We start from the raw sequence: 14,911 nt of genomic DNA on the forward strand, positions 1-14,911 counted from the left end.
CAATACGCATAACCATTCGTTAACATAACAAAGGGCGATTCTCACCATGAGTTCCATGGGAGAGTCGCCCTTTCTATTACGTTAAGCGTGGTGCGTAACGATTGTACTTATTTCAAAATGCTCACATATTTCCCGTATACGAAGGCTACACGTCCATCTAACTTCACTTTTACCCAGCCATACTTGTCTGTACTGATTACCTCAAGCACAGTACCTTTTGGTACGGCAGCAACGACTTTGGCTTTGGATGAAGCGCCAGCGCGTACGTTCAGATAAGCCGCAGTAACCTTGGCTTGTTTGCCTTTGGTGACAGTTCCTGGTTTACCAGTGCTTGGTGTTGATGGTTTGCCAGGTTTCGACGTGTCTGGAGCGGGTGTTGGTTTAGGTACGGTTGGTGTTGTCGGTTTCTCAGGTTTAGGTGTTGTCGTACCTCCATCGCCACCTGCTGCTGCTTTGCGAGCTTTGTTCAGCTGTTGATAGAACGCTCCCTTGGTTTTCACGCCTGCGAATTGTGCCGCACTCACATCTGCTTTGGCAGATAACGTATCAATCTCTTCCTGAGTCACCGCATCCAAAATATTAATGGAGGCAATGTTGGTGTACTTGCCATCTTCCGTTGTTGGCACAGAAATGATGCCATCGTTAATTAACTCCACCACATCTGCACGTTCTGGTGCAGTCAGGTCTACGCCGGTGATTTTCCAGTTGTGCTGAATCTTCGGTTCGTAGACACCTTTCATAACATCTTTCAAATAGGCGATGGACAAGTTGCGAATCGTGCCTTGGATCTCACCAAATGCCGAGGCATCCTTGGAGGACCAGAGCTGCTTGAACTTACGCCCTTCCATGGCGCCGCCTTTGGCAATCAGCGCTTCCATCCGATAGGCATTCATGCCGAGCTTCAACGTATCGTCTTCTTTTACGACCCTACCGTTGCTGTACTTGAGATTTGTAATCCTACTACCGTATGGCTTGGTCAGGTCAATCTCATACGTTACGCCGCCGAAGAAATCATCGGTACTGTATTTGGAAGCGCGTCGTTTCGGATCAAAGCTGACGGTCACATCACCAGGGCGTGTGGAGTTGAAGTATCCCGCAGACCACTCCATATAATCCATCAGATCGCGTCCGGTTACTTCATATACGGTCACTTCACCAAAGGTGTATTGGTAGTTGAACGCAATATCCTTTTTCTTGATCGGGCCTACATCCAGCTTGGCCTTGTCGTTATCAATCTGGTGCGCGACCACATCGGCATCACTATAATGCAACATCACTTCTGTGAAAAAGTCAGACAAAGGTGTTTCCTGGATCTGCACCGCAGGGATACCCTTAATCTCATCAGCAGGCACCAGGTTCGTGCCTTTCAGTTCAGCCACTTCAATGTTGGCATCGGCACGAGCGAACTCGTGGAACGGATGCAATGTCTCTTCCAGGGCAGGATCAGAGATTTCATACGTTCCGTCTGCTGCTTTCACAGCGAGTGCTTGAGCTTCCTTGCTTTTCAGCACCACTTTGTCGCCGTCTTTAGCAAATGTAAGGTCAATTCGAGAGATATGTGAGCCATATTTATTCGGTTCGGAGATCAATACGCCGTTAACCGTTTGGGATTCAATCAACGTATGCATGTGTCCGGCAAAAATGGCAGCCAGCTCCGGGTTGGCATTGGCGATATCCGTCACTCCGGTTCCCGGATTACCGTTCTCGTTGTCCAATCCCATATGCATGAGTCCAACCATGACATCGACTTTGCCTTTCAACTCAGCAATGGCCTTCTTGGTCTCTTCCACAGGATCTTTGACGATAATACCGTCCAGGTGATCCGTACCTTTCTCGAACTCGGTAATCATAGGGGTGTTCATTCCAATGACACCTACTTTGATGCCGTCTTTCTCGATAATTGTATAGGCAGGCATGTAGCGGTCGCCGTTTTCTTTGAAAATGTTACCCACGAGAGGCTGTCCATTGAATTGGGAAGAGATCTTCTCCAGTACGTCCAGCCCGAAGTTAAACTCATGGTTACCCATAACCCATGCGTCATATTTCATTTCGTTCATCGCAACCATCATGGGAGACTGGGGTTGATCGTTAAACAACTCAGCCGAGTTATCCTGAATCATGTCTCCTGCATCGAGCAGAATCGTATTGGGATTCTCCGCGCGGACTTTTTTCACGATGGTGTATAGTTGTGTCATACTTCCGGTTGGATTTGGACCGTCCAGTGCATAGTCCCATGGCATGAATCGACCGTGAATATCGGATGTACCCAATAATGTGATCTTGGTTTCCTTATCTGCCTCAGCAGCCTGAGCTGGTGTAGAAGAAAAAGGGGCAAACAAGATGGAGGCACATAAGAGGAACGATAGAGGCCATCCGGCGAAACGTTTCGTTGAAATTTTGCGCATGTTGTAATCTCCCTTGTTATCTAGTGTATGTAAAGATATGTATCATTTCATACTAGATAAACATGTGGTAAATGTAAACTCCAATGTAAGCGTTATGTTGGATTTAAGAGAGGAATCTATAAATATAGCTGAATATTAATTTACGGTTTTTGAAAATAGTATAATTTGCAGGTGTTAAAGACTAAAATTATCCAGTAAAATTGATTTTGTAAGCGCTTAATAATATCCTAAATGATGATTAAGGAGGAATTTCATTGTTCAAGTCCAAGTGGTTCAAGACGGTTGGTTCACTAGCATTGGTAGGTGTTCTCGCTGCTTCGGTTGCAGTTGGTAGTGTGAGTGCTGGTTTGGCGAAAGGTAGCAAATTTTTGGGCAATATTATAGCTAACCAGGTTCCTTCGAATTTTAGCCCCTATTGGAACCAGGTAACTCCTGAGAACTCCACCAAGTGGGATGCTGTGGAGGGCACACGCAACGTGATGAACTGGGGTCAGGCAGATATGGCGTACAACTATGCGAACAATAACGGATTTCCGTTCAAGTTCCATACGCTCGTATGGGGAAATCAGCAGCCCAATTGGATTAACAGTCTCTCCGCCGCTGATCAGAAGGCTGAAGTGACACAATGGATTAAGGCCGCAGGACAGCGGTATTCGAAGTCTGCCTTCGTTGATGTTGTGAACGAACCTCTGCATGCGAAACCATCCTATCGTAATGCCATTGGTGGGGATGGAGCAACAGGTTGGGATTGGGTCATCTGGTCATTCCAACAGGCAAGACAAGCCTTTCCTAACTCCAAATTGTTAATTAATGAATATGGCATTATCGGTGATCCGGCCAAAGCAGACCAATATATCCAGATTATCAACCTGTTGAAAAACAGAGGTCTGGTTGATGGTATTGGTATCCAAGCCCATTACTTCAATATGGACAACGTCTCTGTGAGCACAATGAATACGGTATTGAACAAGCTCGCAGCGACAGGGTTGCCGATCTATGTATCCGAGCTGGATATGACAGGTGACGATAATACGCAATTGCAGCGTTATCAGCAGAAATTTCCTGTACTGTGGAAACATTCAGCTGTAAAAGGGGTAACGCTGTGGGGGTACAACCAGAATCAAACCTGGCAAGCGGGTTCCCACTTGGTCAATAGCAACGGTACAGAACGTCCGGCTATGCAATGGCTGAGAAATTACCTGGCGAATAATCCATAAGTTTACGTATTGATGAGGCTGAGCATCTCTTGTAAATTCGGTAATAATACCACATCAACAAGCGCCTGTCCCACATGATGAATATGGGGGACACGGCGCTATTTGATATACGCGTTTTCGAGATGTGTTGAGTTTGTTAGTTCGGTTGAATAACCATGCTGTTGAAAGAATCAGCTTCCAGCTCCAAGTGAAGGGTCTGTCCTTCTTCAAGGGTTAGATACAGGTCACGACGGTCCTGGAATGGATTATTGATGACAATGACGAGACTGTTATCCGGGTTGCGGAAAGCGACGGATTTCCCGCTCCACGCGCCAGACAGGCCGACTCTTCGAGCGCCAGGGACAACATGATGCGCGAAGTGTTTCATCACATAATACTCGGGGTTTCGAGTAACCTCCTTATTGTCCGGATCTACCGTGATCATGGAATTCTGCTCCCAGCCCCATGTGCTTCGGCCTTTTGGTTCCAGAACCATGTTCCAGTAGATGTACGCGTTCACTCCGTTGCTGAAGTAATGCTGGTAGAGATTATATACATATTTGGCATAGTTCCATGAGTTGTTGCCATCACCGCATTCGTTCTCGGTCTGCATATAACGAAGCTCCGGATAACTTGCGGCGGTACGTTGAATGGCATTTTTGCCAGCCCATTGATACCCAACACCCTTGATATAGGAATAGGCCTTCGGATCACTCAGGACAAGTCCGGCGTACTCATCGAAGTCATTTGTCTTTTTCTTGATCAATTCTTCCCATGGATCAGGAGCGTTGATCGTCCCCAGCCAGATTTCCGTATCCAGACCATGTTTGTCAAAAGCCGGGCCCAGATAATCGACGATAAACTCACGAAGCTGCTCGCCTGTCCACATGCAGGAAGGGAACTTCTGGTCCGCAATCACTTCGTTCTGCACATGCACCTGATGAATCGTAATGCCTGCTTCGCGATAAGCCTGTACAAATTTGACAAAATACAGGGCGTAAGCCTCCAGAATATCTTTCTCCCAACGAAGCGTGCCATAGTTATAGGCTTTTGGCGATTTCATCCACGTTGGCGGGCTCCAAGGGGAAGCGAAGAATTGCAGGTTCGGGTTATACGTCAGCGCTTCCTTGATGTAAGGAATCAGATATTTGAAATCACGTTCGATCGAAAAATGTTCCATGGCCATGTCACCGTCCACTTCGTTGTGGCTGTACCACTGCTCTGCATAATCACTTGCGCCAATCGGCAGGCGGCAGATGTTAAACTTGTGCTCACCCTCCGGGTGGAAGAGAGAATGAAATACCTCATGGCGCTGCTCCTCATTCAAGTGGGACAGAGCCATATAGCCAAGCTCGTTGAAACATCCGCCAAACCCTTCCACAAGCTGGTGTTGTTCACCTGTGAATTTTAAGTTAGCGCTTTCATTTGTCGACACATAAGATAACTCGCTCCATGGGCTACCTTGGGTTGTGGAATAACCAGTGAACGTGAATGTCATATGAATTTCCTCCTCGCTTGAACTTCAACTGTCATATATATTACGTTCAGTATAACAACTTCCATGGCAAAAGAAGATATGCTAAACCGTGTAAAATTTGCCCTAATCCGAGATGGGACGTTACAAGTTCATGCCCATACAGACAGATTTTATGGTGTATTTACTTATGATTGATTCTGTTCATATACCACTAACCGATGTCGTAGCACAACTCTCATAACACAACAAAAATCCCCGCTGATTGTTCAAGACGGGGACTTCGCTATGCTTCCTTTATGGCTGAAATTGAACGTGAGATACGAATTAAGGCTGTACACGATCAACGAGCTGTTTGTTTTCGAAGATCAACGTTGTTTTGCTGCTTCCGATATACGCAACCGTCGTATTGAATTGCTCTGAAATGAAGCGTACCGGAACAAAAGCTTTACCATTTCTCATCAATAGAGGCGCATCATTGACTGCAAGCTCATCGTTCACGGCAACCTGCTTATTGCCCACGCTCCAGCGAATCGTCTTATCATTCTGTGTAATCACCGCTTCCCGCGTACCGCTGTTCCAGTTCACACTGGCATTCAACTGCTCTGAGACAAAGCGCAGAGGAACATAGGTCCGGCCTTCATCAATGAAAGGTGCAGCATCCAGTGCATACGCGCGATCACCTACATAAGCAGTGGTAGACCCTTCAATCAGACGCTGGAAGCTGCCCTGCGGCGTTCTTTTCTGCTCCCGCACATTCATCCGGTTCAGAAGCTGCATCGTCTGACTGCCACTTGCGACATCCAGATAATTGTTCTGTACCGTGAGTCCGGCAGGCTCAATCTCTGAGGTAGATGTCTGAACACCGGAGGATAACGAGGTGGACGCCGAGATATCCTGAATGGCATTCGTCGCTGACTGATCACGGGTAAACGTAAAACCTGCAATCGGTGTCAGATCCCACACCCGGTTGTTGGATAATTTTAATACGTCCAGGCTCGATAGTTGCCGAAGAGGTTCCAGATCATAGATCTGATTGGATTCTGCATTCAGTTCCTTCAGCCCAGTAAGTCCCTCAAGCCCCTTGAGGTGTTGTACTTGGTTATTAGAGATATCAAGTGTCTGAAGGCGTGTCATGTGTTCCAGTGGTGTCAGATCCGTAATTTGGTTGCCTGCTACATTCAGATTCCGCAGTGTATTTGACAATTCAGCGAGTACGTCCAGCGTCTGGATCTGGTTGTTTGCTACATTGAGTTGTTGAAGCCGGGTTTTACCCATGAGCGGTGTCAGATCGCTAACCATATTATTCGAGATCTCAAGCCATTCCAGTGCATCCGCATCCGAGAGGGCCGCAAGACTGTCAATCTGGTTACCGCTGGCGTGGAACGTATGTAATCGGTTGAACCCACGTACAACCTCTATGGAAGATATGGAATTATTGCTGATATACAGCCGTCCCAAGTTTTTTAATTCAGCAAGTGCATGTATGGATGTAATGTAATTGTTGCGAACATCGATCTCGCGAAGCTGGGTGAGATGCTCCAGCGGTGTGAGATCCTCTATCTCATTCCCATATAAGCGGAGGTGAGTCAGGTTGGTGGCGTATTCCAGACCGGACAGGCTTTGAATACCCGCATTGCTCAGGTCCACCACCTCAAGCTGTTCCAGATCCGATGGAGTCAGTGGAACATCCAGAGGTTTGTTCAGGATCATCTTCAGTCCATCTTCAAGCAGTGGATCTTCAATGATGCCCTCGCCCGAGTCTGTAGTTGCGTAAGCCATGGCTTGCCCCGATGCCCCGAGACTCAGGATGAATACTAGAAATAGTAGAGTCATTCTTCTCATTGCATGTATTCCCTCCGATTTTTAGAATTATATAATAATCCGAACAGATTGAGTTAGATAAGTATCATATTTACACGATAACGGAAGGTTGTTCTGTCCACGAAGTTTCAGTGTAAATTGAACCATTTTCACATATGCAGTTTCGGCCAAAAGCACATCTATAGTTATTAACCCGTCAACAGGAAAAAGGAACAAGAAATTTCGTGAGGATATTCCTATACTTCTATTCTATATGAAACAAACCCTGCCCTGCACTCTTCAGAGAATGTTTATCAAAAAAAAAAAGAACATCTGCCGCAGAGTCTATTCAATCTACCCTTGAAACGGGTATAGATGAAGTAAAGATGCCAATTTGGAGGGGAAGATGTGAGTATGCGCCAAGCCATGATCATTAGCAATCCGTCGTCAGGTAAGGAAGAGGCCGAGCAGTATGTATCCCAAGTCAGAGAAATTCTGGAGTCACAACAGTATGAGGTGGCGGTTAACGAGACGGCCGGGGAAGGTGATGCGACGGACTATTGCCTGAACGCCTGCAAGGACGGCTGTGATCTGGTCATTTCCATCGGAGGCGATGGGACACTGCATGAGACGATTAATGGCATGATGGATCAGAAGCATCGTCCCCGATTGGGCGTTGTGCCGCTAGGTACGGTGAATGATTTCGCGCGTGCGCTGAATATCTCGCTTGACCCGGAGGAGGCCATTCGGCAATTACGTTCGGATCAGACGCATATCGTGGATATCGGGAAAATCAATGATCGTCTGTTTGCCAACGTGGTGGCAGCAGGTTCTTTGGCAGAAGCTCTATTCTCCGTATCCTCGGAAGAGAAGTCGAAGCTGGGTTCATTTGCATATCTAAAGGAAGGCTTGAAAGACCTGGTGAATACACCAGCCAATCAACTGACCATTGAATATGACGGCCAGATCTGGGAGGGAGAGTCTCCTCTTTTTCTGGCGGCGCTGACCAATTCGGTTGGAGGATTTCAGAAGTTGTCCCCGGATGCTGAGGTAGATGATGGACTGATACATTGTTTTGTTGTTCGAAACATCAGTGTGTTCAACAGTCTGACACTGGGTACCTCCCTGTTTTTTGGAAATCTGAAGGATCATAAGGATGTGGACTATTTTACGGCAAAAGAAGTTCATGTAAGCTCAGCTGAAACTATTCGAACGAATGTAGATGGTGAGGAAGGTCCTGCCTTGCCCATTCATATCCGTGTCCTGCCAAGGCATATTGAGGTTATCGTACCGGAAGAAGTATAACTTCTTCTTTTAACAAGTATAGGCTGGAATCAAGAACCTATCATTTCTCCATATGAATGTAGGATAAATCTATTGAAACCGATTGCAGATGTGTGTCACAATCATAGGTAAGATACACGATAATATTCGAATATGGAGGGAAAACATCTTGAGAACCATTAAATTGGGCAGCAGCACACTAGAAGTACCCGTAGTCGCTGTAGGTTGCATGCGAATTAATTCATTGGACGGTAAGGAAGCTGAACATTTTGTTCGTTCTGCAATGGAGGTCGGCGCGAATTTCTTCGATCATGCAGACATATATGGTACAGGAACCTGTGAGGAGATCTTCGCTGAAGCGGTGCAGATGAATCCCCAAGTTCGTGAAAATATGATTCTTCAATCCAAATGTGGTATCCGCAAAGGCATGTTTGATTTCTCCAAAGAGCACATCCTGAATTCGGTGGATGGCATCCTGCAACGTCTGAACACGGAATATCTTGACGTTCTGCTGCTGCATCGTCCAGATGCTTTGGTTGAGCCGGAGGAAGTGGCTGAAGCCTTTGATCAACTGGAGCGCGAAGGCAAAGTGCGTCACTTCGGTGTGTCGAACCAGAATCCGAACCAGATCGAATTGTTGAAAAAATACGTGAAACAGCCACTGGTAGCCAACCAGTTGCAGATGAGTATTACCAACACTACGATGATTGATAGCGGAATCAACGTGAACATGGAGAACGATGCCGCGGTTAACCGTGACGGCAGCATTCTTGATTACTGTCGTCTGCATGATATCACCATTCAGCCGTGGTCTCCGTTCCAGTACGGATTCTTCGAAGGTGTATTCCTGGGTAGCGACAAGTTCCCGGAATTGAATGCAAAAATCGATGAGATTGCTGCGAAGTATGACGTGAGCAATACAACGATTGCAATCGCATGGTTGCTTCGTCACCCTGCACAGATGCAGCCTGTGACAGGCACGATGAATATTGAGCGTCTGCAAGACTGTGTGAAAGCAGGAGATGTTCATCTCACTCGTCCAGAGTGGTATGAAATTTACCGTGCTGCAGGCAATATACTGCCTTAAATTCAAGTTATAGTGAGCATACTGACTAATGAGTCAGTTGAGAACACGAGCCGATAGTTGGCTCGTGTTTTTGTCTGTTTTCAAGGTTTGATGCCGAGCGCATTTCCGATATAAAATATAAATAGAAGCCTCCGGCTTTATAAAAGGATTAAAATGGTTTTTATACAAATTAGTTGAATTTATTATATTGACCGATACTTTCTAATTACATATAATTACTTTTGCATACCGATAATCCTGTTTATGTTTTTTTTATTTTGGAGGGTGGTGTTCGTTTGGAACCAACAACCACGATACGCGATCATTTAGAGAGTTATTTGAAGCGTGAACAGATGTCCATTAGTCATTTTTCGGAGACGTCAGGGATTAATTCAGGTACGCTGAGCAATATTTTGAATAAAAATCGGCCTATTGCCATGCAGCAGTTGGACCGCATTACTTCCGCCATGAGACTGGAGGAAGGTTACTTCTACGAGTTATACATAGATGAGTGTTTTGTGCATGCAACCCCGGACTGGCGAAGACTGGGACCTTTCCTTCATCGCTGTGCCGAGTTGGACAAGCTGGACTGTATTGAAGAGGTTATTCGTCTAATGATGGATAATCTATCCTATATTCCTTTGTTATTTGATGTGGCTGAAGAATTCTACCAAGCGGGTAAATTCAAACCGGCCATTCTTTTATATGAGAACATCGCTGAAAGCGAGAAAATGCAACATTCCGAGCGGCTTGCACTCTGTCAGTATCGACTGTTCCGATTGGGGCTAACCAATGATCAGCAACGGAATCTGATTATTGCAGCCCGGTTTGAATATTATGTGGATCGGCTGGATGAACGCTACCAGTTGGATGCACTTAACGAATTGATTAATGCTTTTGCATCACTCCACAGATGGAGCAAAGTTCAAGAGCTATCAGAAAAACTGAAGATAAAAGCAACCATTCATTATGAGATGAATGGTCGAAGGAAACAAGAAGAAACGAAGCGACCTATTGTTTTTTATATTATGTATGCTTATTTAGCATCTGGAAGTGCCCATTTCCATCTGAACAACTATGAAGTGGCATTGAAGTATGTTGCATTGTACACTGATTACAGTTGGGTAAAAAATCCTGAACCTGAGGAAAAAGTGGTCATTCATCAATTTCAGGAATGGGCTGAGGGTAATCGTTATATATATCAATTAATGGCGGGACAGTTTGAGGTATTACCTGCATATCTGGCGTATATCTCGACGAAGGAAAATGAGATATTTCCAGCGCTCTGTGATATTGTAACGGCAGCTAACCGCTATGATATGAATATAGACCATGTACTTGAGCAGTATGAATCGTACTTCACTTATCAGGAACAGAGCAATCGGATTGGGAAAGTGAGCAAACAAATTACCGATGATCGATACGTTCGTCTTTTAGCTGGATTAGGAACATATTATCTTAAAAAAGACAGGTTTGCAGAGGGATTAGATTTTGTTCTCCATAGCTTGAGATTTTCTATTGAAATTAGCGATGGACGAGGTATGCTTAGAGGTGTCGGATTGTTTGAACAATATAGGGACTACGCATCTGACACAGCTATAAAGCAATACAAAATCTTGATTGGTGAGGTGCAGAAACTCAATGAAGAGAAAGCTGGCTTTGCTGATAGTTACATGTAGTATCCTATTGAGCATCGTAATCCCTGTTACTGGTCCTTCCCCGACTGTGGGAAGCCCAGACCCTTCAATCTACCGAACGAATGATCACGGTTTAGGGACATAAGCCTGAACCAACGGACGCTTCTGATTTATTTCAGAAGCGTTCTTTTTTGTATCAAAGTGGAAGAATAAGTATGTCGTATCTCACATGCGCTTTTGATTGGCATAATACACTAAAATATGACAAAAAGGGAGGGGTACTATGGAGCGCCTGGATTTGATGTTACGGATTGAAGATGCCAGACAGTTGTTATATCGCATGCATATGGAATACGGCAGTCTGCTTCATCCGGAAGTGATCCAGCAATCCGTAGTCCTGGACGGTCTTATTAATCAATACAACAGAGTCAACGTAGGAAAGACGATGGATTAAGTTCGCCTATTTACATTTGCGTTTTTGTATACTATAGTTAGTTACATGAGTAACTAACCGACTAACTAAATAATGAATACGTATGAAAGTTGGAGGCATATGAAATCGACTTTGGATGAATCTCAGCCTATTTTTCATCAGATTGCCACGATGATTATGGACGATATTGTGGAGGGCAGATTGAGGGTGGAGGAGCAGGTTCCCTCAACCAATGAACTATCACGTTTCTACAATATCAACCCGGCAACAGCCCGCAAAGGACTGCAGGAGCTCGTGGACAAAGGGATTATATACAAACAGCGAGGTGTTGGAATGTTTGTTGCGAAGGGAGCAAGAGAAGCATTGCTCGTTGAACGGAAGCAGGATTTTTATGAAGAATACATCAAGCCTTTACTTGAAGAAGCCAGACGGATTCACATGGATGAAGATATGATCATTGATCTAATTCGCGGCAAGAAGGATAAGGAGAGTGAGTTATGATTCATATGGAGCAGGTCAACTACAGTTATCAAGAGATACCCGTTATGAAGCAGGTTACGCTACACGAGAGTGAGCCAATCATTAGTGCCATCTGGGGAAGAAATGGAGCGGGCAAAACAACAATGATGAGTTTACTCGCAGGACATAACCGCCCGGATCGTGGAACCGTTCAGATCATGGGCCAAGACCCCTATAATAATCTGGCCGCCCAAGAGCATCTATGCTACATTCAGGAGAATCATCCCCTAGGGAAAAACTGGACGGTTAATGACATGGTTCAAATGGGGCAATACTTTCATCCGCAGTGGAATCAGGAGTTGGCGGAGCGTTTAATTGATGTGTTCGAACTACCAGCGAAGAAGAAGATCGTTAAATTTTCGAAAGGTATGAAGACTGCCGCTCAGATCATATTGGGTCTGGCCAGTAATGCCCAGATCACCATTTTGGATGAACCCACCAATGGACTCGATGCGGAGAAGCGTAAATTCTTCTACAATGCACTACTCGAAAGTTATGAAGATAACCCGCGTTTGATCTTGATATCCAGCCACCATATTGAGGAGATTCAGCCTTTATGTGAGTCCCTTATCGTTTTGCAAGCTGGCGAGTTGTTATTAAATCAGCCTATGGAGGAGATGCGCGAAAAAGGAGTTCTTCTAACAGGGAGAATAGAAGATGTTAACCGGGTGACAGCAGATGCTAAGGTCATAGAGTCTTCCCAGATGGGCTCGACTGTAAAAGTGATGATTGATGAGTCCTACTCGAAAATGTGGAAGGATATCGCTCATGCACATGGGCTTTCCATTGAGAAAGCGACATTACAGGATTATCTGGTTAACAGGACCCGTAAACAAGAGGGGGCTAAACCATGAATGCAGTAAAAGGCACGAATCGACTGATTCGGGATGATATGCGACTGTATCTGGGCATATTCACATCCATTTCGCTAATGCTCACTGTCGTATATCTGGCCATTGGTTTCATATTTGATGTCTCGTATACTACACAACTGTTCGGCCCTATGTACGGGGGGATATGTACGTTTGCGATCGGGGGTATCATTACATTGTTTCCGGTTGCGATTGGTATGGGTAGTACGCGAATTCAATTCATGAAATCCTTCTATATGAACTCGGTATGGATGGTTGCAGGTACCATGGCCATTCTACATGTGGTGTATTTCCTCGTACATCTGCTTCAAGAAAAAGGAATTGTGGATGTTACCCTTTATCAACCTGGCATGTTGTATTCAAACGAATATCATTTCTTAGCCTACCTGTGGATTGATCTGATGTGTGGCTATTTGGTACTGGGAATCTCTGTTTTCCCAACGGTTTGCTGGATGCGACTGGGGTTACGTAACTTCTTCATTATGTTCTTTGGCGTTGGTTTGGTTATTACGGTGATCATAACATTGGGCGATCTTAGAGAGTTTACGTTGTGGATTGCCAGGATTGATCGCATGACATTGTTCACCGTTCTGGGGTTCATAGGTGGTGCGCTACTTCTGTCGACGTACCCGATGATGAAGAATGCGCCGCTTACGATGAAATCCAAAAAAGACTGACAGCATAATGTATATGAATGAACTGGGCTAATGAAACGATACGAAAATTCCTGTAATACCAAAAACACGAGTGCGAACACGCCTCGTGTTTTTGCATATCATTTTAAATTACTGAATATCTCTGTTCAACAATCATTGTGCAATTCAAAATGAAATGTGTATACGTTAAACCTGAGCTTGCGGTTTGAATCCTTCGTCATGGAGATACTCGCCAGCTTCGCTACGTGTTTCGAAGGCCATATCCAGATTATCGCCGGAATACACGTACCACATGTCATCTTCATATTTTAAAGTCAGCGCATGTCCATCTTCATCGACCCATGTTCCGCCGCCTGTAGAGGTTGGAGCCAATGCAGGAACAACTTTTACTTGTTCTGGCTCTTCAAATTCAACTGCGTTGGGATTGTGAGACATCGCTTGGATCGTTTCATCTAACAATGTGCGCAGATCTGCTTCGGAGTAATCCCGAATGTTGACGAATCCTTTCGCATCAGTCTCAACGCTGGGCAGTAATCCTGCATAGATATAACCGTTACCGTTCGGGTGAATATGGAGAGCAACAATTTTTTTATCATACGCACTTTCCTCGTAGTGGAAATTCACACGACCGAGAGAAACGTCCTTGCGTTGCAATTGGGGATACGATTGTAGCACTTCAAGCTTTTGTTCCACGTTAAGCATAATTGCCTCCTAGTTAATGTTGAGTAGGGGTGATTATACCATAGGTAATCACTTATGACGATTCGGAACTATTCATCAAAATGCTTCGCCCCAGTTCTTTTAGGTGTTCCATAGCTTGCAGATAGGGATAAGGCCCATAGCTTACGCGTGCTACACCCAGTGCGGCGAGTTGTTTTGGTGAAGGCTCAGGAGACGTAACCATGACGTTAACTGGTAAAGGCGAACGCTCACACAATTCTTGAATCAGTTGGTGATACTGCAAACCGGGTACAAACAGCCCGCTGGCTCCTGCATCTGCATAATGGCTCGAACGTATGAGTGCTTCTTCCAGGAGGGAGTGGTTATGGTGTTCAGGTGCATGTTGCAGAAAAACATCTGTGCGGGCATTAATGAACAACGGTATGCCTGCCTGATCCGCAGCTTCCCGGGCGGCAGACAGTCTCAGGCATTGCTCCTCCACAGTGTACAATCCTAAGCCAGCGGAAAGTTGATCTTCAATGTTGATTCCTACAGCACCATGATCGATGACTTGCAGGATATTTTGCTTCACTTCTGACACCAACCTCCCATACCCTCCCTCTATATCAATCGTTACAGGCAGATCCACGCTCGCTGTAATCCGCGCGAGATTGGCTAGCACCAGATGGAATGGCATGGCTTCACCATCATGTTCACCATGGGCCGCAGCAACGGACCAGCTTCCGGTAGCAATGGCTGTTGCTCCAGCGGATTGAATGGCTTGTGCACTTCCTGCATCCCACACATTGACCAGCACAAGTGGTTTTCCTTTCACATGGTATTGTTGGAACAACGCTGCTTTCTCTTCTAAGGTACTCATATTATGTTGACTCTCCTTTGTTATAT

13 protein-coding genes are annotated in these 14,911 nt (G+C 45.3%); 8 read left to right on the top strand and 5 right to left on the bottom strand.

What is annotated here, in order from left to right; all coding sequences use genetic code 11:
- Nucleotides 1–107: 107 nt before the first annotated feature.
- Nucleotides 108–2,405, bottom strand: coding sequence for a 5'-nucleotidase C-terminal domain-containing protein (locus MHH93_RS17535; protein ID WP_500055040.1), 2,298 nt, complete (start codon nucleotides 2,403–2,405; stop codon nucleotides 108–110).
- Nucleotides 2,406–2,659: 254 nt separating this feature from the next.
- On the opposite strand from MHH93_RS17535, the gene MHH93_RS17540 reads away from it, so the two are divergent.
- Nucleotides 2,660–3,622, top strand: coding sequence for an endo-1,4-beta-xylanase (locus tag MHH93_RS17540; protein ID WP_440390972.1), 963 nt, complete (start codon nucleotides 2,660–2,662; stop codon nucleotides 3,620–3,622).
- Nucleotides 3,623–3,758: 136 nt separating this feature from the next.
- Here MHH93_RS17540 and MHH93_RS17545 read toward each other — a convergent pair whose 3' ends face one another.
- Together MHH93_RS17545 and MHH93_RS17550 are read right to left on the bottom strand one after the other, a co-directional pair.
- Nucleotides 3,759–5,099 carry a glycoside hydrolase family 30 protein gene (locus MHH93_RS17545; protein WP_500055041.1) on the bottom strand — a complete coding sequence of 447 codons (1,341 nt, stop codon included), beginning with the start codon at nucleotides 5,097–5,099 and terminating at the stop codon, nucleotides 3,759–3,761.
- Between the two features lie 303 nt (nucleotides 5,100–5,402).
- Nucleotides 5,403–6,920, bottom strand: a complete 1,518-nt coding sequence (locus tag MHH93_RS17550) for a leucine-rich repeat domain-containing protein (RefSeq protein WP_500055042.1) — start codon at nucleotides 6,918–6,920, stop codon at nucleotides 5,403–5,405.
- A 372-nt stretch (nucleotides 6,921–7,292) separates the two neighbouring features.
- Here MHH93_RS17550 and MHH93_RS17555 point away from each other — a divergent pair, with 372 nt between their 5' ends.
- The 7 genes from MHH93_RS17555 (at nucleotide 7,293) to MHH93_RS17585 (ending at nucleotide 13,366) form a co-directional block, all read left to right on the top strand.
- Nucleotides 7,293–8,183 carry a diacylglycerol/lipid kinase family protein gene (locus tag MHH93_RS17555; RefSeq protein WP_500055134.1) on the top strand — a complete coding sequence of 297 codons (891 nt, stop codon included), beginning with the start codon at nucleotides 7,293–7,295 and terminating at the stop codon, nucleotides 8,181–8,183.
- Between the two features lie 148 nt (nucleotides 8,184–8,331).
- The gene (locus MHH93_RS17560; protein WP_500055043.1) at nucleotides 8,332–9,249 is read left to right on the top strand and encodes an aldo/keto reductase; all 918 of its coding nucleotides are present in this window, start codon (nucleotides 8,332–8,334) and stop codon (nucleotides 9,247–9,249) included.
- 275 nt (nucleotides 9,250–9,524) lie between these two features.
- Nucleotides 9,525–10,907 carry a transcriptional regulator gene (locus tag MHH93_RS17565; protein ID WP_500055044.1) on the top strand — a complete coding sequence of 461 codons (1,383 nt, stop codon included), beginning with the start codon at nucleotides 9,525–9,527 and terminating at the stop codon, nucleotides 10,905–10,907.
- Between the two features lie 241 nt (nucleotides 10,908–11,148).
- Nucleotides 11,149–11,319 carry an aspartyl-phosphate phosphatase Spo0E family protein gene (locus MHH93_RS17570; protein WP_500055045.1) on the top strand — a complete coding sequence of 57 codons (171 nt, stop codon included), beginning with the start codon at nucleotides 11,149–11,151 and terminating at the stop codon, nucleotides 11,317–11,319.
- Nucleotides 11,320–11,418: 99 nt separating this feature from the next.
- Entirely contained in the window at nucleotides 11,419–11,799 is a 381-nt protein-coding gene (locus MHH93_RS17575) for a GntR family transcriptional regulator (protein WP_500055046.1), read from the top strand.
- Entirely contained in the window at nucleotides 11,796–12,671 is an 876-nt protein-coding gene (locus tag MHH93_RS17580; RefSeq protein ID WP_500055047.1) for an ATP-binding cassette domain-containing protein, read from the top strand. The genes MHH93_RS17575 and MHH93_RS17580 overlap by 4 nt, the downstream gene beginning before the upstream one ends.
- Nucleotides 12,668–13,366 (top strand): hypothetical protein, encoded by a 699-nt coding sequence (locus MHH93_RS17585; protein ID WP_500055048.1) that lies wholly within the window; start codon nucleotides 12,668–12,670, stop codon nucleotides 13,364–13,366. The genes MHH93_RS17580 and MHH93_RS17585 overlap by 4 nt, the downstream gene beginning before the upstream one ends.
- A gap of 165 nt (nucleotides 13,367–13,531) precedes the next feature.
- On the opposite strand, the gene MHH93_RS17590 is transcribed toward MHH93_RS17585, so the two are convergent.
- Complete coding sequence (locus MHH93_RS17590; RefSeq protein ID WP_500055049.1) at nucleotides 13,532–14,047, bottom strand: hypothetical protein; 516 nt, start codon at nucleotides 14,045–14,047, stop codon at nucleotides 13,532–13,534.
- Between the two features lie 52 nt (nucleotides 14,048–14,099).
- Complete coding sequence (locus MHH93_RS17595; RefSeq protein ID WP_500055050.1) at nucleotides 14,100–14,885, bottom strand: isocitrate lyase/PEP mutase family protein; 786 nt, start codon at nucleotides 14,883–14,885, stop codon at nucleotides 14,100–14,102.
- Between the last annotated feature and the right edge of the window lie 26 nt (nucleotides 14,886–14,911).

Source organism: Priestia sp. FSL H7-0729 (assembly GCF_038005685.1).
GTDB lineage: Bacteria > Bacillota > Bacilli > Paenibacillales > Paenibacillaceae > Paenibacillus.

What these genes read in the sequence shown, in the direction of transcription:
- MHH93_RS17535 (WP_500055040.1), bottom strand. Translation starts at nt 2,405, where the DNA reads ATGCGCAAAATTTCAACGAAACGTTTCGCCGGATGGCCTCTATCGTTC.
- MHH93_RS17580 (WP_500055047.1), top strand. Translation starts at nt 11,796, where the DNA reads ATGATTCATATGGAGCAGGTCAACTACAGTTATCAAGAGATACCCGTT.
- MHH93_RS17550 (WP_500055042.1), bottom strand. Translation starts at nt 6,920, where the DNA reads ATGAGAAGAATGACTCTACTATTTCTAGTATTCATCCTGAGTCTCGGG.
- MHH93_RS17590 (WP_500055049.1), bottom strand. Translation starts at nt 14,047, where the DNA reads ATGCTTAACGTGGAACAAAAGCTTGAAGTGCTACAATCGTATCCCCAA.
- MHH93_RS17595 (WP_500055050.1), bottom strand. Translation starts at nt 14,885, where the DNA reads ATGAGTACCTTAGAAGAGAAAGCAGCGTTGTTCCAACAATACCATGTG.
- MHH93_RS17555 (WP_500055134.1), top strand. Translation starts at nt 7,293, where the DNA reads ATGCGCCAAGCCATGATCATTAGCAATCCGTCGTCAGGTAAGGAAGAG.
- MHH93_RS17545 (WP_500055041.1), bottom strand. Translation starts at nt 5,099, where the DNA reads ATGACATTCACGTTCACTGGTTATTCCACAACCCAAGGTAGCCCATGG.
- MHH93_RS17570 (WP_500055045.1), top strand. Translation starts at nt 11,149, where the DNA reads ATGGAGCGCCTGGATTTGATGTTACGGATTGAAGATGCCAGACAGTTG.
- MHH93_RS17585 (WP_500055048.1), top strand. Translation starts at nt 12,668, where the DNA reads ATGAATGCAGTAAAAGGCACGAATCGACTGATTCGGGATGATATGCGA.
- MHH93_RS17575 (WP_500055046.1), top strand. Translation starts at nt 11,419, where the DNA reads ATGAAATCGACTTTGGATGAATCTCAGCCTATTTTTCATCAGATTGCC.